Raw genomic sequence first — 26,588 nt, 5'->3', positions numbered from 1 at the left:
TTGTTTGAGACATCTAGGGTACTTCCAGGGGCAATTTATTGCCCTCCATCACCTTTATCAGGTGTCTAACGCTATTAGGCCACTAAATCAGCGGTGTTTCACACCTGTAGCTCATAATGGCAGCCTTGGTTGTTGAGGCCTTTCATGCAGTCGGTGACATTCATGGTCAAAGCAGTTTGGCAACGTTTGCGTACTTCGGTTGGCTGGTGCAAAACTCAGTTACCTCAAGTTTCGACGTCTTTGCGTCAAAGATCTAATACATCAATCCGTCAGTCTACCAAGTCAGGCAATGATTCGACGGGGCGTTACGTTATTTCCCGTCACAATCCCTTCAACCAAACTCAAATTGCCATTGTATTCACAGTGTTGCTGCTGACAGCCATACTGGGTCAGCGATTTTATAACCAACCGGCATTGACTGTAAGCACTATCGCTGCCGACACCTTCATAGCGCCCTACAACGCGACTTTGCCAGACATGATCACCACTGAGGCCAACCGCCAAGCGGCCCGCAGTGGCTCTATTATTGTTTTGCAGGTTGATCAAGCAAAGACAAAAGCGATTCTAGAAGAAGCCAACGGCATCTTGAGCCAGGGTAGTACGTTACGGCAGCAGGCTGGTGATATCCCTTATATTTCAACAGCTCAGTTATCAACTAGAACCCAGCAACATCTACGCCAAACCACGTCAGAGGAGTGGACGGAAATTTGGAGTTTGACTCAGATTTCCACACTGACAAGCAGTGTCTTACAACAGGGAACCAATGGCGCACTACAAGGACGTCTCAATAATTTAGAAACTAATCAGCATATTGCCCTCGACGAGCTATTACGCCTAAGAGACCGCACCTCTCCCCAGTCCATGGCAGCTGTACGGAGTCAGGTGGATGCTAATCGACAACAGTTAGCAGCCACTAAACCCAAACTACAGAGTCTGACGACTCGTGATGGTGGTCAGCCATTAGACACCAGACTTTTTGATTTAAGTGAGCCCAGTTGGCAAGCTGTTCAAACCACCAGCCGCTTAGTCTTAAATCGAATGCTGACCCAAGGTATTCATGAAGGTACACCGATCGCACTATGGCAGCAGGCCATCGAGACTCAGCTCCAAGGGACCTTAGATTTGGCAGATTCCACTATTCTTAATCGCGATGAGCTGCTAGCCCAAGAAACCATCGCCAAGGAAATCACCGCCAAGATCATTAGCTCTGTTTTACGCCCTAATCTGATTGAGGATCAAGAACAAACGCGTTTACGGGCTGAACAGGTGGAAAATGAGGTCCAAACAGTAACTGTATCTATTGAGCAGGGTGACGCGATTGTCGAAAAAGGAGAGGCCATCACCCAAGGAGATTTTGTCTTGCTGGATCATTTTAATATGACCCAGCGACGCATTAACTGGTTAGGTTTTGCTGGCTTTGGTGGATTAGTGAGTGTCGGTGTTGGCTTATTGCTATGGATCGACCATTGGCAAGCAGGGGGGCTACGGCAGCGCGATCATCTATTGGTGCTGTGTCTCATTGTCAGCGTCGCTGTGTTAATGGCCCTGAGAATACCTGGCTTAGGGTTACCAGCTGTTGGCCTATTACTGGGTAGCTTTTATGGCTACATTTTGGGAGCAGTCACCATTGTCCTATTGGTGATTCTATTACCAGTAGGGGGCTCAGTCGCCTTTTTATCTCTATTTTCAGCAGCCTGCGCAGCGTTGGTAGGGGCATGGATTGCACCACGGTTGCGATCGCGAGAAGAATTTGCCCTACTAGGTGGTGTGGTCGGTCTCACCCAAGGTGTCATTCACCTAGTCTTGACCCTCATGTTCAACAGTGTTGCCGCCTCCCTTTGGTACACCGTCATTCGTGATTCAGCTCTGTTTGGGGTCTACGGTATCGCCTGGAGTATTGTTGCTCTGGGGGTAAGCCCCTATCTAGAGTCAGTATTTGATGTGGTCACCCCCATCCGTCTGGCTGAATTATCCAACCCCAATCGTCCTCTCCTCAAACGTCTAGCGGCGGATGCCCCTGGCACATTTCAACACACCATGTTTGTGGCTAATTTGGCAGAGGCTGCTGCCCGTGCCTTGGGTCACAATGTTGAGCTTGTCCGCGCAGGGACGCTTTATCACGACATTGGCAAGATGCATGATCCTTTAGGATTCATTGAAAACCAGATGGGAGGACCTAACAAACATGATTTGATCGACGATCCATGGGTCAGCGCTGACATTATCAAAAAGCACGTAACAAAAGGGTTAGTCATGGCTCGTAAACATCGACTCCCCAAGGCGATTCAGGCCTTTATTCCTGAGCATCAGGGAGCCATGCTGATCAGCTACTTCTACTATCAGGCCCAGGAAATTGCCAAGGAAAATCCTGAGATGGAGATCCGCGAAGAAGACTTTCGCTATGATGGCCCGATTCCCCAATCTCCTGAAACCGGCATTGTCATGCTGGCAGATTCATGTGAAGCGGCATTGCGATCGCTCAACAAAGAAGCCTGCGCCGAAGAGGCCTATGCCATGGTGAACAAAATTCTTCGCGCTCGCTGGAAAGATAAACAGTTAATTGACTCTTGCCTCACCCGGAAAGACATGGACATCATCGCCAATGTATTTGTGCAAGTGTGGCAGCAGTTCAACCACAAACGCATCGCCTATCCCAAAGGCGCACTAACCGCAAGGTAAGGCTGGCTAGGAAATGGTATAAGCCCTTAGAGCTCTTGACTCACCTGCATCTGACGCCTCAACCGTTGCCCCAAAATGCCGTACTTAGGGGCAAACACCATGGCTAAACCAAACAGAACAGTCATTAGAACAACAATGCTGCCCCCCGTCGAAACATCCAGGTGATAGCTCAGATAGGTGCCTAAAACACAGGAAAGCACACTGGTAGCAACTGAGATCGCTAGCATATGGTCAAACCTATCGGTCAGTAGATAGGCTGTGGCTCCTGGCGTCACTAGCAGGGCAACCACCAAAACAATGCCTGCTGTTTGCAAGGCTGTCACAATAGTCAGCGCTAGCACCGACAGCAGCGTGTAGTACATTAGCTGAGTGTTGAGACCAATGGCTTTGGCATGGTTAGGGTCAAAACAAAAAAGCAGCAAATCCTTACGGCGCAGCAGAATGATCACTAATGTGACGATACCTGCTATTAAGGTTTGCACGATATCTGACCGGGAAATCCCCAACACATTGCCAAACAAAATATGAAACAGGTCTACATTGCTCGGGATTCTGGTGGCTAATACCAGCCCAAAGGCAAAGAAACCAGTGAAAATCACGCCAATGACGGCATCTTCCTTAAGTCGCGTTTGGGATTTTACATAGCCGATGAGCACCGTGGCCCCAAACCCAAAGATAAAAGCCCCCAAGGCAAAGGGTAATCCTATGGCATAGGCCACCACTACACCTGGTACTACTGCATGGGAAACCGCATCACCCATTAAAGACCAGCCATTGAGGGTGATGTAGCAAGACAAGACGGCACACACGACACCGACAAAGGCACTGACCCACAGGGCTTTAACCATAAAGCCAGCCTGGAGTGGCTCGCTGACCCACTGCCAAAGGGGGCTTAAGACTGCTCCACTGATAGCCCATAGATTACTCATAGCGTTGTCTCGATAAATTTACCTTGGATAAACTGCTCAATGGCAAACCGCCAAAGGTCATGGACAGGTTTTCTTCGGTGAAGGTATCGGCGGTGGTGCCTTCGGCCAGAACAGTATGGTTAAGCAGAATGGTGCGATCGCAAAACGTAGAAATCGACGCCAAATCATGGGTAGACACTAAAATCGTGTGTCCCTCTTCACGTAATTGCAGCAGTAGATTGACAATCCGCTTTTCCGTCTTCACATCTACCCCAGTGAACGGTTCATCAAGCAAAATCACTGGGCTATTTTGCGCCATCGCCCGCGCCAAAAATGCTCGTTTTTTCTGCCCCCCCGACAATTCGCCAATCTGCCGCTGACGAAAATCAGCCATACCCACACGGTCTAAACTCTCCGCCACCTGTCGACGATCCTCACGCCCAGGAATGCGCAACATATTCATGTAGCCATAACGCCCCATCATCACCACCTCCGACACACTCACCGGAAAATTCCAGTCCACGTCGTCTGATTGGGGGACATAGGCCATGAGCTGACGCTTTTGCGCCATTTTTACGGAAAGGCCGTCAATGTGTACTCGTCCTTGATTAGGGTTGAGAAACCCCATGATGGTTTTGAACAGCGTGGATTTGCCCCCACCGTTGGGACCAACCAAGCCCGTAATCGTGCCAGGGTAGACATAACAGCTAGCGTTGTACAAAGCCAGGTGGGCATTGCTGTAAGTAACACTAATGTTCTCGACAGTGATGCCAAAAGTATCTGATCGCATCGTTGGCTAAGGAGTAAAGGACAGAGTAGGGTGGGCAATACCCACCAAAACCTATTGCATGTGAATCATATCGATGGGGCAATGCCCACTCTAGAAATTTCCTGGGATGAGAAAGCTATTGGCCCATAGCCAAAACATTATGGTGATAGCAGTCCTTCGCTAATCACCTGCACGTCATATGCCAACAGATCTAAAAACGTAGGTACAGGACCATCAGCCGTAGACAGCGAGTCAACATATAAGTTGCCACCGAACTTAGCCCCGGTGGCTCGTGCCACCTCTCGTTGCCCTTCATCACTAACGGTGCTTTCACAAAAAACAGTTGGAATATCGTTAGCTTGAACGTCTTCAATCACCCCTTGAATTTGCTTAGGGGTAGATTGCTGTTCGGCATTTATGGGCCAGAGATAGACTTCTTGTAGACCGTAATCACGGGCTAGATAAGAAAACGCACCTTCACAACTCACCAAATAACGCTGGTCAACCGGCACCTGAGCTAAATTGACCTGTAACTTTTCATCAATAGCTTGCAGCTGTTCGCTGTACGCGGCAGCATTGGCGTTATAGATCGACTCGTTTTCAGGGTCAAGTTCTACAAACGCCTGGCGAATATTTTCCACATATATCAGTGCGTTTTGAGGAGACATCCATGCATGGGGATTTGGTTTATCGGCATAAGGACCTTCCGAAATAGCAATCGGTTCAATCCCTTCCGTCAAAATCACCGATGGCACATCCTGCACGTTGCCCAAAAACTGCTCAAACCAGCGCTCCAGATTCATGCCGTTATAAAAAATGAGATCAGCATCCTGGGCTTTGGTTAAATCACTAGGTATCGGCTCATATCCATGGATCTCTGCGCCAATACGGGTGATAGATTCCACCCGCAGCTCATCCCCAGCTACGTTTTGGGCCATATCTGCCAAGATTGTAAACGTTGTCAGTACAACTTTTTGGTCGTCAGCAGTCGTGTTCTCAGATGTTGGAGACTCCTGACCACAGGCGGTTAAACCCAACAAGACCGCAATACTAGATGCCCAAAACACTCTGGATGATAGAGGCTTAAATCGATGTACCCACTGTTCGTTGATCATGATCCATTACTGGTGGGATTGACCCACCTTCTTATTTCATAATTACTTCACTTTTCATAATTGTCTCATAATTGAAGAACGCTGTGGAGATGTGAAGCTTAAAATCCGATTAGACTTTTGCAGCCGTCTGGTCTAAAGCTAGGGTTTGAACCAGGAAGACTCTTCCATGCATCGAATCCGCCTTGTTCACGTCGCGAGACAAGGCGGCGGCTGTAGATTTTCCAGTGAAATTTATTGGGACATTGCATTTCAGCAACTGCTACTAGCCGACAAGCATGGGCAATAATCAAGTGCAGCATCTATCAGATGCCAAGATAGCTTTCAATAGAGTTTTGCAAAATTTCTACCAGCTCTGCATCCATAAACTGATATTCATCTGGAATATCAAGTACATGGATAGTCTTGTGGCTCATCAATCGAGGAAATTCAGCCTTGAGTCTATCTTTGTGCTTTTGCTCCATGGCAAAAATCGTATCTGCCCATTGGATATCCTTGGCTGAAACTGTTTTACGGGCTCTAGGGCTAGTACCCGCTGATCGGACATAAATACCTGGCTGTTTTGACCAAACCTTCTCAGCAGTAGGGCTACGCCATTGATTACGACTACAGATGAACAAAATATTCATGTCATCTAGGTCAGGAGAACGGGGTCATGATTGGTGCTATGAGCTCAAGGTGTAGACATGTTTGCAGCAGTTTTAGAGTGCGATCGCAATGCCAGTGTCTTCGGTACAACCACCTGAAATTCACTGCCCTGACCCAATACAGAATTGCAGCGCAACTCACCACCATGCTGGTCTACAACAATTTGATGACTGATAGCTAAACCCATCCCAGTTCCATAACCAACAGGCTTGGTCGTAAAAAAGGGATCAAAAATTTGCTGCTGTAAGGCCTTCGGAATACCTGTGCCATTATCAGCAATAGTGATCACAACATACTCTGGCTGCTCCTCGGTTGTAATCGTAATTGTGCCTGACCCGTGCGTCTCCAAAGCATCAATAGCATTATTGAATAGGCTCAAAAAGACCTGGTTTAACGCCCCTGCATAGCATTGAATTTTAGAGACATTACCATAGCGCTTATCCACCAAAATCTTGGGACGTCTAGCAGTCATATTTAAACGATGTGCCAGCATCATCAACGTATTATCCAATCCCCTATGGATATCGACAGTTTTCACATCTGATTCACCAAAGCGGGCAAATTGTCTCAAGGACTGCACAATCTCTCGAATGCGTTCTGTACCAGTTGTGATGGAGCCAATTAATTTTGGAAAATCTTTCCTGATGTAGGCGATGTCTGCATCCTCGACATCTCTTTGCATGTCAGGTGGCAGCTCAATTGCCTGTGATTGGTAGTGGCTAATCACCAGTAACAAATCTTCCACATACGCTATGGCATGTTCAAGGTTGCCATAAATAAAACCGACGGGATTATTGATCTCATGGGCAATACCAGCCACTAACTGCCCTAACCCTGCCATTTTCTCACTTTGCAATAGCTGAGCCTGAGCCTGCTTCAGTTCGTTTAGTGCTTTTTCCAGTTGACCGGCAGTTCTACGGGCCTCTAATTCGGACGCCATCAGAGCCGCTTCTGATTCCTTACGCTCGGTGACATCCCTCACCATGATGGTCAAAAAGTTGGCGGACCTTAATTGAGAATCAGTGACCAAAACTTCAATGGGGAATCGTCGGCCCTGATTGTGTATGCCAATCGCCATGTAGGCCTCACCTGTACGGCAACCCTGTTGCAAAAACTGTTGCAGGGATTGAAAAGCGGCATCTTGGGACTGCACCAAATCTGTCTCAATCAAAGTAGTTAGGGATTGCCCAATCATCTGTAACCAGTGGCCACCAAAAATTTTTTCAACAGCCGGATTCGTGCTCTGAAGGATCAAGGTGTCAGGATCAACCGTCAAAATGCCATCCGCTGCAGTCATGATAATTGCATTTGTTCTGGCGGTAGATCGGTCTAGAGCATCAACCACCTGGTTATACCAACGGCTAATTTGACCAATTTCTGTCAACGCACTGACTGTCACCCGTCGCTGTAAATTACCGGTTTTCGCATGGGTTTGCATAGTTTCAAATAAGTTCTGAAACTCATTACGCGCACCATGCTCTGACACATTTAAGCCAATGTACTCTTGCTTCAGGGATACCCGTAGCGACGCATACCGATTAAGCAGTAATAAGACTAGCAACGTTACCGTGAATGACCATAGTCCACAAGCCAAAATGCCTGAGCACTGAGCAATAAATTGCTCCCAGCGGTTCAGCCCAGTGTCTAATCGCCCTAAATCACCCAATAATGCAACGGCTAATGTTCCCCAAACACCTGGGCCAAGATGGACAGGAATGACCCCGACTGCATCGTCAATGCGCAGTTTGTCTAGGAGGGCGTCAACGCCTAACATCACCAATCCACCCATGCCGCCAATCAGCACCGCACTGCTCAAAGACACAGCATGACAACTAGCCGTAATCGATACTAGGCCCGCAAGAGAGCCATTCATCACGGCCTTAAACGGCAAATGGTTCTTTTGCACCATGAGAGACCATGTCAAAGGAGCAGTCAATCCCGCCGCCCCTGCTAACAAGGTATTTACCAAAATTCTTGGGACCTGATCATTGAAAGCAAGGGTACTGCCGCCATTAAATCCAAACCAGCCAAACCACATCAGTAGCGCGCCTAAAAAAGCTAAGGGCAGATCTGAACTGGGGGCTTGTTGATCAAAGTTTTGTCGAGAAAAGCGACCAAGACGCGGACCGATGACCAAAACTGCAGCTAAGGCAACCCACCCACCTAAACTATGGACAATCGTAGAACCTGCAAAATCGACAAAGCCTTTTTTGCTTAACCAACCAATTGCAACTGATTGATCTAAACCACCCCAGACCCAATGACCAAATACTGGATACACCAACCCGGATATCAGTACAGCGCTGAATAGATACCCTCGAAATGTCATGCGCTCAGCCACTGCTCCTGAGACGATAGTGACAGCAGTGCTACAAAACATTGCCTGAAATAGAAAGAAAATGAGAGGCCAACTATCCGCTTGGTTAAACTCAGGCAAAAAGTCACTAAAACCCCACCAGCCATACATAGAGGTGCCAAACATCAAGCCGTAGCCAAAGGCCCAAAACATCATGATTGATAGGCCAACATCCGCAATATTTTTAATGGCAACGTTGATGTTGTTTTTGCGACGGGTGGAACCAGCCTCTACACATAAAAAACCCGCTTGCATCAGAAACACTAGGCTAGCGCTCATAACCACCCACAGTGCATCTAATGAAAGCGACATAGTTCTGAAAAGCTAACTATATAAGTACAAACTTCTCTATGGCAGTCCGATCGTCCGGAGACTAACTAGCTTTGAATCCTGATGGGTGAATGCTGATGTGGAGTATCCGATGGATTTAGGTGAGACCACAACACCTCCTTGCTCTCACACCAAGGAGAAGGCAAAACTATTTGATATCAAATAACTCTCAACTAAACACTTCAATACTCGTCAACTCTAGCTCCACAAGCAGACTATAGTCACCGCTTATATGAATAACTTTTACATTGGAAGCAAGACATACTTGCCAGATAAGGAGCAGGGTAAATGCTGAATTCACAATCGATATGGCGTGCCCCTATCGCCAAACTACCCCATAGACCACGTCCCAGTTGAAACCGGTCGCTTCGTTACCGAAAAAACTACAGTTCTGGCCGTGGACACGCTTTAATTAAAAAGCTGCATTGGCGACAAGTGTTTTGAGTTCTGACAGACCCACCCTGCTAATCATCGACGGCCACTCCCTGGCGTTTCGGTCTTACTACGCCCACGCCAAAAGTCGCGATGGAGGATTACGCACATCCAAAGGCATTCCCACTAGCGTTTGCTTTGGCTTTCTCAAGTCCATGAGCGACATGATGGTGGTGGAAAAACCTGACTATGCAGCCGTCGCATTTGACTTAGCTGAGCCCACCTTTCGCCACAAAGCTGCTGATAGCTACAAAGAAGGGCGGCCAGAAACACCAGAAGACTTTATCGAAGATGTAGAAAACCTCAAGCAGCTGTTGACAAGCTTTAAGCTGCCGATTCTCACAGCCCCAGGATTTGAGGCGGATGACGTCATTGGCACGTTAGCAACCAAAGCCGAGAAAGAAGGTTATGCAGTCAGAATTTTGAGCGGCGACCAGGATCTATTTCAGCTGATCGACGATAACGAGCACATTAAGGTACTGCATCTGGGCAGTACCTTTGGCCGCACCAATGGTCTGGCCAAGGAATATGGCATTAAGGAAGTTGAGGAAAAACTTGGCATTAAGCCTAACCAGGTAATCGACTACAAAGCCCTCTGTGGCGATACCTCGGATAATATTCCTGGAGTGCGAGGCATTGGTAAAAAAACTGCCGTCAAGCTGCTGACAGAACACGAAAACTTGGAACGTGTCTATGACGCAGTGCCTGACATGAAGGGTGCAGTCAAGAAAAAGCTGGAAACTGGCAAAGAGGACGCAGACAAGTCCAAATATCTCGCAACTATCGTCACTGATGTTGAACTAGATGTCGATCTAGCGGATTGCAAATTAGAAGGGTTTGACGAAGGCAAGGTCATCCCTCTACTGAAAAATCTGGAGTTTCAGCATTTCATTAATCGTCTGAACAAGTTACAGGAGGCATTTGGCGGCGAGGTTACAGCCACATCAACAAAGGTCTCTACACCGATTGATGATGAGGAAACATCTTTTTTCACCGCAGAAGAAACTGATGCCGCTACCGATGTGGAAGAGGTGGACATTAAGCCACAGATTGTTACTACAGCGGAACAGTTGCAGGCTCTGGTGGCTGAATTAGAAACTCAAACAGATAAAGCTCGGCCCGTGGCTTGGGATACGGAAACGACGGCGATTGAGCCGCTGGATGCTGAGCTGGTAGGGATTGGCTGCTGCTGGGGAGATGGACCAGAGGATTTGGCCTATGTGCCAGTCGGTCATGGTTCAGGAGAGCAGCTACCGTTAGCGCATGTCTTAGCTGCACTCAAGCCAATTTTAGAAAGTGCCGACTATCCAAAATCTCTACAAAATGCCAAGTATGACCGAGCGGTGCTCAAAGGTCAGGGGATTGAGCTAGCAGGTGTGGTGTTTGATACCATGCTTGCCAGCTATGTACTGAATCCAGAAAGCAGTCACAATTTGACAGATATGTCGCTGCGCTATTTGAATGTGGCAGCACAAAGTTATAGCGACTTAGTACCAAAAGGTAAAACCATTGCAGATATTGCGATTGATCAGGTAGCAATTTACTGCGGTGGGGATGTGCACACCACCTATCGGTTAGTGCCGATTTTGCAAGATGAATTAAAGCAGGTGGATGCGATCGCAACCCTATTTCGCGACATCGAAGTCCCCCTCGAAGCCGTCCTTGCCGACATGGAAGCCACCGGTATCCGCATTGACGAACCTTACCTGAAACACTTCTCAGAGCAGCTCGAAGCCGACCTTTACGAGTTGCAAATCAAAGCCTACGACTACGCGGGCGAAGAGTTTAACCTTAGCTCTCCCAAGCAGCTCAGCGTCTTGCTATTTGAAACCCTAGGGTTGAACAAAAAGAAAACCCGTAAAACCAAAACTGGCTACTCCACAGACGCATCTACTCTTGAGAAACTTCAGGGCGATCATCCAGTGGTGGACTGTATCGTCAGCCATCGCACATTATCCAAACTGAAATCCACCTACGTGGACGCCTTACCCAAGCTAGTGCGAGCTGATACAGGCCGTGTCCACACTGACTTTAACCAGGCCGTCACTGCCACCGGTCGCCTGTCCTCATCGAATCCGAACCTGCAAAATATCCCCGTTCGCACCGCCTTTAGTCGCCAAATTCGTCAGGCATTCTTGCCTCAAGAAGGGTGGCTACTAGCCGCTGCCGACTACTCCCAAATCGAACTAAGAATTCTCACCCACCTCAGCGGAGAGTCAGTCTTGGTCGATGCCTATCGCACCGGACAAGATGTCCATAGCCTCACCGCGCAACTACTCTTGGATAAAGAAGAAATCACTTCAGACGAACGCCGCATGGGTAAAATCATCAACTTCGGCGTTATTTACGGCATGGGTGCTGTGCGTTTTGCTCGCGAAATGGGTGTGAGCCGTACGGAGGCCAAGGCCTTTATCGATAAATTTAACGAGCGCTACTCGCGGGTCTTTGAGTACTTGCAACAAATGCAGCGTGAGGCCATTGCCCATGGTTATGTGGAAACCATCTTAGGTCGCCGCAGATATTTCAACTTTTCGAGCAATAGCTTGCGGCCACTGAAAGGCAGATCTCCAGATGAAATTGAACTCAATAAGCTCAAACCGGGTGGCTATGATGCAGGCCTATTACGGGCAGCTGCCAATGCCCCAATTCAGGGTTCTAGTGCTGACATTATCAAAATCGCGATGATTCAGCTGCATGAAGTCCTCAAGGAATATCAGGCCAGACTTTTACTACAGGTCCATGACGAATTGATTTTTGAAATTCCCCCCGATGAATGGCCGGAACTAGAGGAAAAAATCACCCGAACAATGGAATCCGTTGTGAAATTATCGGTGCCCTTAAAGGTGGAAATCAACGCTGGCAAAAATTGGATGGACGCGAAATAATCCGCACATCCATTACGTCACGTAGGGGCCATCCCTTTTGGCTGTCCTCACTCGCTAACGCCATTAACGGACATTCCGCAGGTTAGTCAGCAAATCAAATAATATTTCTGGCAGGGCGCGCCAAGAAATCTGAGGATATTCAGCCGTTCAGGTGAGAGGTTGGAAACCTGAGGTTGCTCATTGAGCCAAGCCAGGTGAATTGCCTGAAACTTCTGAAAAATCCACCGTAAGGACGGCGTTTGAGTCGGTCGCTTGCGTTGGTCGAGAAGGGTTTCATTCGCCTGATCCAAGGCGTGTCTCACCTGCCGTTGAGCTAAAGTGTACACCATCAGGGACAATCCCATGATGGTCGCCAAAGCTACAATGCGTTCAGGTGTTTTGAGAAAAACACTGGAGGTAAAAAACAAGGGATCCTTGAGCATACCGAAGCCTTGTTCAGAGACCGATTGCCCTTTGTAATCGGAGAGAATGATTTCGTCAGTCAAGGTGTCATCATCGATGACATTGGTCGCCAAAATGAAGCGTCCTGCCTTTCGCTTTGCCCGATGAATAGCAGCGTCATCGGCGACGATTTGAGCGGTAATTCGATAGGTGGTGTGGGTAGGTGTCGCCCCTGTTTTCGGGCGTCCTGACTGGGCATAGTGGTGCTGTTCGACCACGTCTAACTGGCTCAAACAGTGATAGGGCCAGCGGGTCGCTAGGGCCTCGGCCTGGCGGCGAGCATCGGCGGCACAATTAAACTCAATGGTCTGTTGACGACGCAGTTGTTTTGTTGCCTTGACGAGGTGTTTGGCAACCTGTTTATCCACCTGTTGGCAATCCGTCTCGACCCGTGTCTGATTCTCGACCACGACCCACCCTTGTCGAATTCCCCCATAGGTTGTGCACACACGAGCCAATCGATAGCCGTCCCGTTCACTTGCCACAAAGGCCTCTGGATCGATCTCAGTAACCACCGATTGGGCGGCGGATAGCGTTAACGGGACACGGGTAATCCAACGCAGTGCCCCCAAAATGGCTAAGTTATCGGCACTGTATAAGGCACTGTCAGCCACCAAGATTCCCTCGACACTCCAGTGCTCTGCAAACGTCTTTAATCGGTCTGCAAACACCGCTTTGTCGGATTGATTGCCACTGGCGACCTCAAACGCTAAGGGGACTCCCCCATCATTCGTACAGATTGTCTCCACTACAAACTGTTTTAAGTCAGGTCGGTGGTCTTTCGAATACCCATGGGTGATTTCAATGCAACCCGGCTCTTTGTTCGCGCTTTCATACGCCCCATGCACACTCAGGCTACTACTATCAAGATGATAACGACGGCTATCTAAGCCAAAGGCTTGATAGGCTGCCATCGAGACGACACTGAACAATTTGCTGGGTCCATAGGCCCACACTTTGTCGAGTAATCGACCCAAGTAATCATCATTCAGATGGGAGGGCGCAATCCCCTCGCCAAGCAGATGCTCCGTTGCTTTGCCCACAAAAAATTCTTCATACAGATACAACGGTGCACTCACAAAGCCTAATCCATTCAGAATCATGGCTTTGATCCCTTGTCCCGGACTCACCTTTTGCTGCACATGGGTCCCTAGACAACCATTCACCAGCGCTTCGAGTCCGATTTGGTCTACAATCCCTGCAATGATGCCTAAGTGATCAATATCCTCGACACGCATCTTCTTTAAGCGGCTCTGCAAAAACGTTACCGCTTAAATTACCTGATTTTCAAACCTAACCTGCGGAATGCGCGCATTAACCAATATCCAAAATCCATAGGCCATCATAAATCCCACAGGCATGTTGATTAATCACCATCGTAGGGGCCATCCTTTGTGGTTGCCCTCGATCGCTAACGCTATTGACCAACATGCAAAACCAATAGCGCCATTATTTTCATGGGAATTTTGGGTTTTCGGTTGATAGCGAAACGTAGCCCAGGGCAGCCACAAGGGCGTGCCCCTACGGAATATCTAATTCAATGGGGGGATTCAGCGTACCCAAACCCATTTAATTCAATTTCAATACCGCCATAAATGCTTCCTGTGGCACATCCACCGTACCGATGGCCTTTAGGCGCTTCTTACCTTTGGCCTGTTTCTTCAACAGTTTCTTCTTACGGGAGATGTCACCGCCGTAACACTTAGACAATACATCCTTGCGCAGGGCTGGAATACTGGCACTGGCAATGATGCGACTACCAATGGCTGCCTGAATTGGGATCTTAAACTGGTGTCTGGGAATTAGCTCTTTGAGCTTTTCTGCCAGCGCCTTACCCACATAGTACGCTTGGTCACGGTGCACAATGGCCGCCAGCGGATCAACCTTATCGCCATTGATCATCACATCCAGCTTCACCAGATAATTCACACGATAATCAATCAGTTGGTACTCCATGCTGGCGTAACCGCGAGACCGAGATTTCATCTGGTCGAAGAAGTCAGTCACCACTTCAGCTAAGGGGATTTCATACACCAGCGTAGTACGCCCTTCTGTTAGATACTTCATATCCTTAAAGTCGCCCCGTCGGGTCTGGCACAGGTCCATCAGTGTTCCGACAAACTCTTCAGGAGTAAAAATTTCTACTTTGACATAGGGCTCTTCAATTTTTTCCCGCTCTTGGGGCTCCGGCAGTTCGCAAGGGTTGTCAATATTTAGCACCGCGCCATCGATCGTCGTGACTCGATAAACCACCGATGGAGCTGTGGTAATCAAATCCAGGTTATATTCCCGCTCCAGCCGCTCCTGCACAATTTCCATGTGCAAGAGTCCTAAGAAACCACAGCGGAAACCAAAGCCCATGGCACTGGAGGTTTCGGGCTCGTACTGTAGGGCAGCATCGCTGAGAGTTAACTTTTCTAAGGCATCGCGCAGATCTTCGTAGCGATCAGAGTCAGTGGGAAAAAGTCCGCAGAATACCATGGGATTAGCTTCTACGTAACCCGGTAAAGGTTCTTCGGCTTTCTTTTTAACTAGGGTAATGGTGTCGCCAACTCGGGCATCAGCCACAGCTTTAATAGAAGCAGATATATACCCCACTTCACCAGCATGGAGTTCATCAACTTCGATTTGATGGGGAGCGAGTACGCCCAGCTCATCGATTTCGTATTCCTTACCGGAGGCCATCAGACGGATGCGATCGCGACGACTTAACGTTCCATCCACCACTCGGAAATACACAATCACCCCGCGATAGCTGTCGTAATAGCTATCAAAAATCAGCGCCCGCAGCGGCTTCTCCGTATTATCTTCAGGCTCGGGGACGGTCTCTACAATAGATTCCAAAATCTCAGTGATGCCTAGCCCCTCTTTAGCCGACGCCAGAATAGCATTGCTACAGTCCAGACCAATGATATCTTCAATTTCTTTCTTGACCCGATCCGGTTCTGCACCGGGCAGATCTACTTTATTCAGAACGGGAATAATTTCTAGATCGTTTTCCAGGGCCAGATAGACATTGGCCAACGTCTGTGCCTCCACACCCTGGGAGGCATCCACCACCAGTAGGGCCCCTTCACATGCAGCTAAAGCGCGGGAGACCTCGTAGGAAAAATCAACGTGCCCTGGCGTATCAATCAGGTTAAGCACATATTCGTCGCCACCCTCAGCCTGATAGTTCATACGAGCCGCCTGGAGCTTGATGGTAATGCCCCGCTCCCGTTCTAGGTCCATGGTGTCGAGGACCTGAGCCTTCATATCCCGCTCGCTAATGGTTTTGGTTTCCTGTAGCAACCGATCAGCCAGGGTAGATTTTCCATGATCGATGTGAGCAATAATCGAAAAATTTCGGATGCGAGAGACGGGTGCGTCGGTCATGGAAAGAAGAAACTCAAACTAGAGAGCAAGAAGCACTTAGCTTATCTTAATGCTTTGTTCCAATACTTTGTCCATCCATAAACCTACCCACCAATATCCATAAGCTTATCCATAAGCTTTTTCAGGGTGAGCGTTTGCTTGGATGATTCAGGCAGTACCTTATTCAAGCAATCAAGTAATAAAGCTTTATTGCTTTTGCATGGGATCCTTGCAGGGAAAACATTAAGGGATGACCATTTGATGAATCCCATGACAAGATAAAGATTAATCGGGGCGTCTTACCAACGAACAGTGCTGAATCAGTCGAAGCGTTTTTTTGACTTGCGGCACCCATTACCCTGTGATCAGAGAATTTTGAGGTCTGTCATACTGCTGACGAGCGATCTCAGCTTAGATGTTTCTGATCCAGACAGGGAAAACTCGTAAGCAGTTAAGTATAGGGCTAGAGATTTCTGACGGACTATGAGATCGCAATTGATAGTTGACCCTGAACCTATGGCAGTTCCCGCCACAGTTGATAATTCTTCCCTCCAAGTTATTCACGATCCCGACGGGCGGATTGTTGCTATCAATTGGCCTCAAGCCCTTCACGCTGCACCTGATCGCTATCTACACGAATCCATTGATCAGCTTTTTGGCCCTGTCGCCATAGCCCCTTACCTACAACGCGTTAAACAGGTGTTGGACGATGGGCAAAACCAGACGTTTCAATGCATTGTCCGCTGTGGCCCTCACCCAGTAGGCCTAGATTTTAAGCTAAGCCTAGTCGATTGGCACGATGCCCCCGGTCAACGATATATCAAAGGGGAAGGTTCTATCCTCACTGTCGCGGATACGGCTCAGATGCCTCAGCATGTAAGCACCATGGGTATTGCGGTAGATCCCTGTTCCAATAATGCCCAAGCAGGTCTATTAGCTAATATTTCTAACTACCACGGTGTTCTGACCAATATCGCGTCTAATATCCGCAAAACTCTAGAACTCGAAACTATTTGGCAGCAAACCGTAGATGGTCTAGGTACCCTTTTAGACCTGCATCGCTGTCTCGTCTGCGACTACTCAGTGGCAATGCAGACCTTAAATGTAGTTGCTGAGTTTCATCAACCCGAATTAGATCCTTGTTTGGGGCAAACTTTTGAACTCGCTAACAAGGCAGATTTTCGCTGCACCATTAACACTCTCAAACCCGTACTGTCAGATTTTGATCGGAAAGATAACGACGCTGGTCCATATACCGTTTTAACTGTAGCCACCTGCTATCGAGACGAACCCAACAGCGTTTTACTGTTGCAAATGCCACCAGAGCGCCCCTGGCACCCACTAGAAATCGAACTGGTTAATGAGCTCACAGACCAAGTAGGAACAGCCATTGCTCACGCAAAACTCTTTGAGGCAAGTCGTACGCTCGCAGACGATCTTCAAAGGGCTAACGAAAAACTAATCGATAAAAATGATGAGCTTGAAGAAGCAAGACGCTATGCCGAGGAAGCATCGCGACTTAAAAGTGAGTTCCTGGCCAATACATCCCACGAATTGCGCACCCCGCTGAATGGCATGATTGGCTTTCTGCGATTGGTGCTGGATGGCATGGCCGACGATCCAGAAGAGCAAGAAGAGTTTATCGAAGAAGCCCATAAATCAGCCCTCCATCTCCTCAACTTAATTAACGATGTCCTCGACATCGCTAAAATTGAGGCAGGCAAAATGGAAATTGATTTGACCGCCATTAGCCTGCAAGAGCTCTTCTCCGATGTGGAGAATTTCACCCGCCCTCAGGCGGAACAGCGAGGCCTCTATTTCGATATGAAGCTGCCTGCCACGCTAGATGAAATCAAGCTATACGGAAACTACCAGCGGATCTTGCAAGTCCTCCTCAATCTGATTGGCAATGCCATCAAATTTACACCTGAGGGAGGGGTAACCATCAGCGCTGAAGTCAAACCCCAGAGCATACGCTTCCAAGGTCGGGTCTGGCCTGGACATATCAAAATTAGTGTTGAGGATACCGGGATCGGTGTTTCCTTAGAAAAACAAAATCGTCTGTTCCAAACCTTTAGTCAGGTAGATGGAGAGCGCACCCGTCAGTATGGTGGCACTGGTCTTGGGTTGGCAATTTCCCAACGGCTGATCGAAGCAATGGGGGGCAAGGTGCAATTTATTAGCATGGGCGAAGGTCTCGGTTCCACTGTTACTTTCACGGCAATTTTGTATCAGGAACCTGTGATTATGGCCGAGCTAGAAGGAAAGCACATGGCTTAGGTGCAAATCTTGGATAGTGGTTTGTACGGCAAAATAATAACTTCAGAGGTACTTCGGCCGTTCTTGCTGGGCGACAGTGAGCCTTTGTTTGAGCACATCCCATTCCTCGGCGTCGATGAGATTGATCACGGTATCTAACTGATGCCGGTATTGCTGTAAGGATTGGAGTAAAGCTGCCCGGTTGAATTGGGCCATCATAGCGCCCAATTCAGGATTACCGCCGCCGACGCGACTGGTATCGCAAAAACCACTACTGGCTAATTGCTGGGCCAGAACTTTGACTTGGAAATCCGACTCACTGAGACAGGTGTGGAGCAGACTAGAACTGACCATTACGGGTAAATGGGAGATGGCCGCCACAGCACGATCATGAGCTGCTGGTGTGGACGTATAGATTTTGGAACCAAGCTGGGTAGCGATCGCAACCACCTGATCCAGTGCGACTTGTTTTGTGGTTTCAATTGGCGTCACCACATAGGGGCGATCGCGAAATAATCCCGCTTCAGCTGCAGCTAATCCTGACTCCGCCTTACCTGCCATGGGATGCCCCCCAACAAAATTAGGCCATGCTGTAGTCGCTGCAGCTACAACCTCCCCCTTCACAGACCCAACATCAGTCACAATTGTTGATTCTGGCAAATGCTCCACCAGTTGATGGACGGTTGGCACGATTAGGGCCATAGGCGTACAAACAAAAACAAGGTCAGCCTTAGCCATCAGGGCCAGGTCGCATCCTGCTTGATCCACCATGCCTTGCTCAACCGCTGCCGCTGTAGTTGCTGGTCGCCGAGCCACTCCATAAACGGTATAGCCCAGACGTTTACAATCAATGGCTAAACAACCACCAATCAGCCCTAAGCCAACAATCCCAATGATTAAATCTGGCTGTGAAGTTTGCGCTGAGATAGAGGTCAGTGACATGGTGGAAGATCAAAAATTATGTCAATAATTCAAAGGGACATCTGTCCAGAGGCTATGAGCTGGTCGGCGATAAACCAAACGCCCCAAGGGAGTATGTCACAATGAGACACACAACTGAGTCATTTTTTAAGGATTTAGCTGAATTATCGAGGCATAGCGAGAGTTGCAGCAAAGGTGATTGAGGCAGAAGTTCATCAGCTACTCCGAGAGTTTTTACGCCAGCAGGGGCACATTCAATGGCCCCACCATTTAACGATGGCACGGTTAGTAGCTAGAGCCCTCAGATTAGGTCGCAGTGCTCTTCTGCAAATCGGTAGCACTGCGGCGTATCGAGGCCGTTATCGCCTGAGTTATCTGATGCCAGCCTTAGTGTGGCCTGGACCAATTGTCTTGGTTGTCCCCCAAGCAATCCAGCAGCAACTAGTCCAAGATGAGATTCCCACATTGCTGCAAACGCTCCCTACCGTTAAATCCATCCAGGTAGGTGAACGTTGGCCTGGTGAAACGTTTCAAGGCATTTTAATTACAACGCCGAGTGCCTGGCTGTCCGGCCAACTAAGTGCCTTAGAAAAATCCAATTCATCAACGACAGCAGCACCCGCTTTCCCCAAAAATATCCTCACCTTGATCGATGGGATTGATCCGCTAGTGAACTGGGTACGTCATGAGCTAACTTGCCGCCTCGACGATGGCGACTGGCATCAGCTAGGGCTGGCCTACCCCTCTCAGCAAACACCTATTCGAGATCTGCGGGTCAAACTAACCCACCTCGCCTTTCAACATCCAGCGAACCCCTATAGCTGTTATCTCGCCGACGCGGAGGAACATGCGCTGCTTGAAGAGCTATACAATCAGCTGACCGAAACCCCTTTAGGTTTAGAGGCATTGCCACCTACATGGCAGAAATTTCGCCAGCAATTAACCCAAGAAGACAGCATGACATGGCTACAGCTGAATCGTGGTTCGGGCCAGTTAGCCTTGCATTGTGCGCCAGTGCACCTGGCAGATATCATGCAACCGCTTTGGGAACGACAGCCCGTCATTTTAATCGGTGCTGCTGTAGATGAAGAAAACCGTGCTGAAAATTATCGACAACGGCTGGGGTTAGAGGATCTCACTTGCCTAAAATTCACCCCAGATCGACAGCGGGATGGGATTCAGCTCTATGCTCCTGACCGCCTGCCCATGCCTAATAGCAATCAGTTCCCCAGTGCTATTTTGCAGGAGATTCGCAACCTGCTGCAGCTGCCAGAAACCCGCACTCAACCCACGGTTATTTTGGTAGGTGATAATCCCCTCAAAGCTCAAATTGGCTCAATTTTAGCAGCGGAATATGGCTCTCGCGTCCAGGTTGAAAAAACCGACGGGCCGTCTAACGGCATCCTGGTAACAGGTTGGGAATTTTGGCAGGACCATCGGCTACGGTGCTTGCCCCCTGGGTTACTGATTATCACCACACTACCCATCCCCTCCCTTGAAAATCCGTTAGTTGCGGGTCAAGTGGCCTACTACAAACGTCTGCGCCAGGATTGGTTCCGACTGTTTCTATTACCCTCAGCACTACAAACTCTGCAGCTTGCGATCGCACCCATCAGTGCACAACAGGGCAAAGTAGCCCTGCTAGACAATCGAGTCAATCATCGTAGTTATGGGCGCACCATTCTCAAAACCTTGAACCCAATTGCCCAAAGCACTTACCTAGACCCAAGCTGGTTAGCACCGGTAAACCAAGCGCTATAATCGAATAATAAAATTTGCAGATTTAATAGGGCAACATGGGCGAAGCAAAGCGTCGGCAGTCAAAACTCGGTGAAGATTACGGGAAAGCCGAACGCATTTTTCCATGGCTGCCCATTACAAAAAAGCAATCCCAAGCCTTCGTAACCTGGAGTACTCGTGGGGCATGGGCAGGAATTATTCTCATGATTCTTCTCTGGCTCACTGTTAGATTTATCGGCCCAGCTTTTGGCTGGTGGGCCTTAGCTGAATGAGATTGCTACCAGATTGACAATGAAAACATTCATATTTTTAGCAAAACCGTTACAAAGAAGACCTCATTTCTGGACAGATAGACCTATGGTAGCTATGGTGTGGCTAATGTCATAGTTTGATGACCAAATACCATAAAGTTAGTATTTGGCATTTTTAACCGTTAGCAACAGTTATCTTTAATTTACTTATTCTCACGAGCCTTTTTAATACAACACCATCTTTTAATACAAAGGCTACATAAGGTTCTAGTCTGGGCAAATTGATACAAGGAACATAGCGAAATACAGTTAGTATGAGCCTCTAGCTCATCTACTGAGTTAACCGGAAAGCTCTTTCCTGACAGCAACTTAAGCTCATGTTCAAAGTTCAGACAATTATGTACGTACAATCAATCATTTTTGCCCTGAATTAGTTCTACCAAAACTGAAAGTTAAGGAGAACCAATTAGATAGTTTATAAAAAACATTAAGCAAAAATTAAGATTCAACCTTACAATGTGACCGGTGGGAAGGAGAACGTAAATGTTTGTTCGACTTGCAGAGCAGCACCGCCAATTCGTAAAAGATTTGGTCCTAAACCTAAAAGCGCTAGCAATTGTCCTTGAGAATCAAGGCTATTTAGCGTCCTGTTATACATGCGGTGATCAGCTCAATAGTGCATCATTCATGGTCAGCCTCGGCAATGACCATCTGATTCGTTTTTTGGTTTCAGATTACGGTATTACGTGGACAGAAATGCGTGATGATCGCGAATTAATGAAACTAGAGGGCGCTGAAGCAATTAATCAGCTGCAAGAGCTCGCTAATCTGGTGAAGTACCGGATTCAGCCCGTTGAGTACCAGGTTGCTTATCGTTCTGCCTAAGTGGCCAGCTAAAAAACACAAGCTTTAATTGCTTGTGATACAAAATATAAGGCGGCACCTAGTTAATTGGATGCTGTCAATTCAGTCAATTGATTTGGAGTCGCACCGTTGAGTTGGGAACATAAATACGTCAAAGCAAATTCGGTGCAGCTCCATTACGTAACTCAAGGCAGTGGCAAGCTCTTAATTTTGCTCCACGGCTTATTTGAGTTTTGGTATTCTTGGCGGCATCAATTACCCTACTTATCTCGACATTTTAAGGTAGTTGTACCTGATTTGAGGGGCTATAACGACTCTGATAAGCCAAGACTTGGCTATGACTTGGATACGCTCAGCTCTGATATTCATGCGTTGATCCACTCATTAGGCTATAACAAGGCCCATATTGTTGGGCATGATTGGGGCGGAGCCATCGCTTGGAATCTTGCACATCGGTTTCCTAAAAGCGTAGACAGATTAGCTGTACTCAGCACTCCTCAACGCTGGCAATCTGCCCTGAGTCATGGACTTGCTAATAGCTGGGAGCACCTACAGCGAAATTGGCACCTATTAGCGCTACAAACTCCTGGTTTGCCTCAGTGGTTAATCAAAGAGAATTTGCCTTCTCTACTGAAGTATCTCTTTCAACAACAAGCCGTTAGGAAAAGCGCGTTTACTCAAGCTAATACTGATCTATATCAGGCTGCGTTACAAAAGCCTGGTGTCATTCCAGCTGTTTTACAACATGTGCGTCACTGTTTTAGCTTGAATGATTGGCTAAATGATTGGTTCACTCCCTCAAGACTCTCTACACTTGCAATTGCATCGCCCACACTTTTAATGTGGGGAGAAGATGACAATCTTGTACCCGCTACAGGTATTTTTTCTGATGCATTATCAATAGAAAAATGTATTAGGCGGTCTATCCCTGACTGTGGTCATTGGATCCAGCAAGAGGCACCCAATAGCGTTAATCGTGAGCTCATAGAGTTTTTAAGTTAGGGTTTACTGCCAAGATCACTATCCTTTAAAGCTGTTGCAAAGACAGGGCTCAAACTAATAATAGTTTTGAGAATAAACTATACGGTAAAAGTAAAAACCGCTATTCAAGTTCAGCTCATTTTATCCGGACGATTAATCAACTTTTCATAATTATTCCAGTCAAGTTCAAAGTTTCATAGAAATACGTTGGTGCTCCCCATATTCCTCAGGTTCTAAAGAATACTGGAGTTGGAGATCCATTTTTTGAATCCATATCGTCACTTCATTATTAATCGGGCTCAAACTAAACGTTCTATTTGAACTTTTATGGCTTATCCAAACCACCTAGCTGAATATCGCATGATGTTCTCAGCTGAAGATGAAGCAGAGGCTGAGTCTAAGCTAGGTCTATTTCAAGCGTTCTCTAAGTTATATGAAGGTGATCGCAAGCTATTGGATGACATGCTTGCGATTGATGCGAATAATGCATCGCAGATTCCTAGCTATATTCAAGGCATGATTTGCGATCAGCAAGTCTATATAATCAGCAATCTGGCAAGTGGCAAATCCAAAAGTCTCTATTCCAAAGACGGTTTATGGACTATTGGTCGAGATCCTCGTCAATCAGATCTTGCGGTGCTAGATAAGCGTCTATCTCGATGCCACGCTGCCTTGCAGTACAGTCCAGATCAAGGCTTTATCATTTCTGATCTAGAAAGCACTAATGGAACCTACGTTAATGGCGAAAAACTAAAGCGCGTATATACACTGCGTGATGGCGATCGCATCCGCATTGGCAGCTCACTGTTCTATTTCTTTATCTGTGGCATCTGTGGCCCCGCCAGTCAAGGTGCCCCCCATGCGAGCCAAAGTGGTACTCACACCAATCAAGGCGACAATCCATCAACCCTTGAACCAGAAGTAGATAGCTCAGAGGGAGGCAGAACCTTACATTAAGGCTTTCCCAAAATCAATGGCTCAAGGAGGATAGGCTCACTACGACTTACCCTTTTTAGCAGTGGTTTTTGCAGGTTCGGGGGCTGCTGACTCATCAACAACGTCAACTGGTGCTCCTGAATCATCACCAATCTGTAGCGTCTGACGTAGCTTTTGCTCAATATCAGTCGCAACCTCTGGATTATCGGATAAATAGCGAATGGCATTGTCACGACCCTGACTGATATTTTCTCCCTTATAGCTATACCAAGCTCCCTTGCGGATCAGAATGTTATTTTCTTCTGCAAGATCGACAATACAACCTAGTGTGGAGATGCCTTCACCAAAAATGATGTCAAATTCACCGATTTTGAAAGGAGGAGCAATTTTATTCTTGGCGACTTTGACTTTAGCGCGAATGCCAAATTGATCATTACCTTTTTTCAGTGTTTGAATACGGCGAATGTCTAGCCGCACAGATGCATAAAACTTAAGGGCATTGCCTCCAGTGGTAGTTTCAGGATTACCGTAGGTCACACCAATCTTGAGACGTAGCTGATTGAGGAAAATAACAGTGCAGCCAGACTTACCAATATTCCCGGTGATTTTACGTAGGGCCTGGCTCATCAATCGCGCCTGCAAACCTACGTGGGCATCGCCCATTTCCCCTTCGATTTCAGCACGGGGGACTAGGGCAGCCACAGAGTCGATCACCACTAAGTCAATCGCTGAGGACCGCACCAGCTGATCCACAATTTCTAAAGCAGCTTCTCCGGTATCAGGCTGGGAAACCAAGAGGTCATCGATATTGACGCCAAGAGCACCAGCATAAACGGGATCAAGAGCATGTTCAGCATCTACAAAAGCTGCTACACCGCCTTGTTTTTGAGCCTCCGCGATCGCATGTAGGGCCAGCGTAGTTTTACCTGAACTCTCTGGCCCATAAATCTCAATAATTCGGCCTTTAGGCAATCCGCCACCTAAGGCCAGATCCAACGTCATGGCTCCAGTGGGGATAGTCTCCACTTTCATACGCTGCGCATCCCCAAGGCGCATGATGGTACCTTTACCAAAGTTGCGCTCAATTTGATTGAGCACCATATCTAACGCTTTTTTGCGCTCGTTACTTTCGGTGGATGTTTTTGCCATGCTGCCTAAGGGGTGGGATAAATTTGGCCAAGTTCAGCAATTATAAGCTCCCAGACTGTGCGCCAATCATGCTGGATCGGGCTAATCAATGGGTCTTTGTAAGGACATCATGCCCAACTTTGTGATTGTACCTCAAAAACATACAAATGTACTATTAAATTACCGTTTATTTGCTCAAATAATCTAGGGAGTAGGGTAAAGGTTTTGTGCTCATTTCATAGAGACTAAGATCGGGGGCTGTGGAGGTTTAGCAATATCGATGGCAACGGAAGCGTTGGACTTTAAAGCGATTAGTGTGGCTGGTGTCACCGAGTATATTCAGCTGCTGCTGGAGGGGGATGAAAACCTGCGCAATGTTTGGGTCATTGGCGAAGTTTCTAGTGCTCGAAACCATGGGAGTGGGTGTTTTTTCTCATTGCAAGAAACTGACGGGTCGGCCACACTCAACGCTGTGGTTTGGCGTAGTCAGTTGCCCAAACTCAACGTTATACCCACGGTGGGTGAACAAGTCGTGGTGCTGGGGCAGCTCAAGGTTTATCCCAAACGCGGTAGTTATCAGTTAACGACCTGGCAGGTATTGCCTGCTGGTGCTGGTCTTCAGGCATTGCGCTATCGTCAACTGCGCAATCGCCTAGCCAGGGAAGGTTTGTTTGATGAGGCGCGTAAACGACCGCTACCCGCTTTACCAACCTGTATTGCCGTGGTCACCTCCCCACAGGCTGCAGCTTGGGGTGATATTCAGGAAACCTTGAACCAGAGACATCCTGGCTTAAACGTGCTGTTGTCACCGGCCATGGTGCAAGGGGAACAGGCCCCTAGGTCTATTGCTCAAGCCATTGAGCGTGTTGGCATTGATGGGCGAGCTGATGTCTTACTCCTTGGGCGGGGCGGGGGTGCCGTCGAGGATTTGGTGTGTTTTGATGATGAGAGAGTGGTGCGTGCGATCGCAACCTGCCCAATCCCAGTCATTACGGGCATTGGCCATGAGCGGGATGAGTCCCTGGCCGATTTAGTCGCTGACGTTTACGCCCACACACCGACAGCGGCTGCGGAACAAATTGTGCCAGCACTGAGGGATTTACGCTACACCCAAGGGCAGCAACTCCAGCGACTAGCTCAAGCCACTGGCACACGGCTTTTTCAACATAAGCAAGATCTACAACAGCTCTATCTACGACTACAGCAACTACAGCCCCAAAGCCAGTTAGCCCAAGCACAGCAAGCCCAAGATTGGCGCACCCAACGACTGATTAAAGCACTAACTCAGCGATTGCAAACAGCACAGCATCAACACCAGCTCCTCAACGAAAAACTCGTCACTCTAGATCCAGCAGCTGTTTTGCGACGGGGTTATGCACTCGTCCGAGCAACAGCTGGAGGTGTGGTTAACCAAGCAAGTAGCCTTTCCCCTGGCGACCATATTTCTGTCCAGCTTGGCCAGGGGCAAATCGAAGCAGAAGTTCTCAGCGTTACTGAGGAAGCAAAATCTTGAGATTGTTCATCCTCATAACTTTGCAAGTCATGCGATTAAATGAGGGCCACCAGAATTTCATCATCCCGTCAGTGCTACCAC

The 26,588-nt window shown here is 48.0% G+C and carries 18 protein-coding genes; 9 read left to right on the top strand and 9 right to left on the bottom strand.

Annotated features, from left to right (window positions below):
• The first annotated feature begins 162 nt into the window (after positions 1 to 162).
• The gene (locus tag U2F10_RS26135) at positions 163 to 2,679 is read left to right on the top strand and encodes an HD family phosphohydrolase (protein WP_499873718.1); all 2,517 of its coding nucleotides are present in this window, start codon (positions 163 to 165) and stop codon (positions 2,677 to 2,679) included.
• 26 nt (positions 2,680 to 2,705) lie between these two features.
• On the opposite strand, the gene U2F10_RS26130 is transcribed toward U2F10_RS26135, so the two are convergent.
• From U2F10_RS26130 to amt, 5 genes are all read right to left on the bottom strand, one after another.
• Complete coding sequence (locus U2F10_RS26130; RefSeq protein ID WP_284681701.1) at positions 2,706 to 3,608, bottom strand: metal ABC transporter permease; 903 nt, start codon at positions 3,606 to 3,608, stop codon at positions 2,706 to 2,708.
• Positions 3,601 to 4,377, bottom strand: coding sequence for a metal ABC transporter ATP-binding protein (locus U2F10_RS26125; RefSeq protein ID WP_163661143.1), 777 nt, complete (start codon positions 4,375 to 4,377; stop codon positions 3,601 to 3,603). The genes U2F10_RS26130 and U2F10_RS26125 overlap by 8 nt, the downstream gene beginning before the upstream one ends.
• Positions 4,378 to 4,514: 137 nt before the next feature.
• On the bottom strand, positions 4,515 to 5,471 hold the full coding sequence (locus tag U2F10_RS26120) for a metal ABC transporter substrate-binding protein (RefSeq protein WP_499057071.1): 957 nt from the start codon (positions 5,469 to 5,471) through the stop codon (positions 4,515 to 4,517).
• A 302-nt stretch (positions 5,472 to 5,773) separates the two neighbouring features.
• Complete coding sequence (locus tag U2F10_RS26115; protein ID WP_163661144.1) at positions 5,774 to 6,097, bottom strand: low molecular weight protein tyrosine phosphatase family protein; 324 nt, start codon at positions 6,095 to 6,097, stop codon at positions 5,774 to 5,776.
• Positions 6,098 to 6,141: 44 nt separating this feature from the next.
• Positions 6,142 to 8,784: an ammonium transporter gene (gene amt, locus U2F10_RS26110; protein WP_499057074.1), complete on the bottom strand. Its 2,643-nt coding sequence runs from the start codon at positions 8,782 to 8,784 to the stop codon at positions 6,142 to 6,144.
• 458 nt (positions 8,785 to 9,242) lie between these two features.
• Here amt and polA point away from each other — a divergent pair, with 458 nt between their 5' ends.
• A complete protein-coding gene (gene polA / locus U2F10_RS26105) occupies positions 9,243 to 12,119 on the top strand; it encodes a DNA polymerase I (RefSeq protein WP_499873717.1) in 2,877 nt (958 codons plus the stop codon).
• 86 nt (positions 12,120 to 12,205) lie between these two features.
• Here polA and U2F10_RS26100 read toward each other — a convergent pair whose 3' ends face one another.
• Both U2F10_RS26100 and lepA read right to left on the bottom strand, forming a co-directional pair.
• Positions 12,206 to 13,819, bottom strand: a complete 1,614-nt coding sequence (locus U2F10_RS26100; RefSeq protein ID WP_499873716.1) for an IS1634 family transposase — start codon at positions 13,817 to 13,819, stop codon at positions 12,206 to 12,208.
• Between the two features lie 310 nt (positions 13,820 to 14,129).
• Complete coding sequence (lepA, locus tag U2F10_RS26095; protein WP_163661151.1) at positions 14,130 to 15,935, bottom strand: translation elongation factor 4; 1,806 nt, start codon at positions 15,933 to 15,935, stop codon at positions 14,130 to 14,132.
• Between the two features lie 495 nt (positions 15,936 to 16,430).
• Here lepA and U2F10_RS26090 point away from each other — a divergent pair, with 495 nt between their 5' ends.
• Positions 16,431 to 18,194: an ATP-binding protein gene (locus tag U2F10_RS26090; protein WP_250566019.1), complete on the top strand. Its 1,764-nt coding sequence runs from the start codon at positions 16,431 to 16,433 to the stop codon at positions 18,192 to 18,194.
• 42 nt (positions 18,195 to 18,236) lie between these two features.
• Here U2F10_RS26090 and U2F10_RS26085 read toward each other — a convergent pair whose 3' ends face one another.
• Complete coding sequence (locus U2F10_RS26085) at positions 18,237 to 19,115, bottom strand: prephenate/arogenate dehydrogenase (protein WP_163702988.1); 879 nt, start codon at positions 19,113 to 19,115, stop codon at positions 18,237 to 18,239.
• 174 nt (positions 19,116 to 19,289) lie between these two features.
• Here U2F10_RS26085 and U2F10_RS26080 point away from each other — a divergent pair, with 174 nt between their 5' ends.
• The 5 genes from U2F10_RS26080 to U2F10_RS26060 all read left to right on the top strand — a co-directional run bounded on the left by U2F10_RS26080 (position 19,290) and on the right by U2F10_RS26060 (position 23,887).
• Positions 19,290 to 20,855: an ATP-dependent DNA helicase gene (locus tag U2F10_RS26080; RefSeq protein ID WP_163702989.1), complete on the top strand. Its 1,566-nt coding sequence runs from the start codon at positions 19,290 to 19,292 to the stop codon at positions 20,853 to 20,855.
• A 35-nt stretch (positions 20,856 to 20,890) separates the two neighbouring features.
• The gene (locus U2F10_RS26075; RefSeq protein WP_006517270.1) at positions 20,891 to 21,106 is read left to right on the top strand and encodes a DUF2839 domain-containing protein; all 216 of its coding nucleotides are present in this window, start codon (positions 20,891 to 20,893) and stop codon (positions 21,104 to 21,106) included.
• A gap of 522 nt (positions 21,107 to 21,628) precedes the next feature.
• The gene (locus U2F10_RS26070; RefSeq protein WP_006517269.1) at positions 21,629 to 21,970 is read left to right on the top strand and encodes a DUF1815 family protein; all 342 of its coding nucleotides are present in this window, start codon (positions 21,629 to 21,631) and stop codon (positions 21,968 to 21,970) included.
• Positions 21,971 to 22,078: 108 nt separating this feature from the next.
• Positions 22,079 to 22,951, top strand: coding sequence for an alpha/beta fold hydrolase (locus U2F10_RS26065; RefSeq protein ID WP_163661159.1), 873 nt, complete (start codon positions 22,079 to 22,081; stop codon positions 22,949 to 22,951).
• A gap of 306 nt (positions 22,952 to 23,257) precedes the next feature.
• Positions 23,258 to 23,887, top strand: a complete 630-nt coding sequence (locus U2F10_RS26060; RefSeq protein WP_163661161.1) for an FHA domain-containing protein — start codon at positions 23,258 to 23,260, stop codon at positions 23,885 to 23,887.
• Between the two features lie 39 nt (positions 23,888 to 23,926).
• On the opposite strand, the gene recA is transcribed toward U2F10_RS26060, so the two are convergent.
• Positions 23,927 to 25,015: a recombinase RecA gene (gene recA / locus U2F10_RS26055; RefSeq protein ID WP_163661163.1), complete on the bottom strand. Its 1,089-nt coding sequence runs from the start codon at positions 25,013 to 25,015 to the stop codon at positions 23,927 to 23,929.
• Between the two features lie 259 nt (positions 25,016 to 25,274).
• On the opposite strand from recA, the gene xseA reads away from it, so the two are divergent.
• Positions 25,275 to 26,507 (top strand): exodeoxyribonuclease VII large subunit, encoded by a 1,233-nt coding sequence (gene xseA / locus U2F10_RS26050; protein ID WP_163661165.1) that lies wholly within the window; start codon positions 25,275 to 25,277, stop codon positions 26,505 to 26,507.
• The last annotated feature ends 81 nt before the right edge of the window (positions 26,508 to 26,588 follow it).

It is taken from the genome of Leptothoe sp. EHU-05/26/07-4, from assembly GCF_043421015.1.
GTDB classification, from domain to species: domain Bacteria; phylum Cyanobacteriota; class Cyanobacteriia; order Phormidesmidales; family Phormidesmidaceae; genus Leptothoe; species Leptothoe turfae.
Note: the sequence above shows the minus strand (reverse complement) of the source record. Positions and strands in the feature narration are given on the sequence as shown.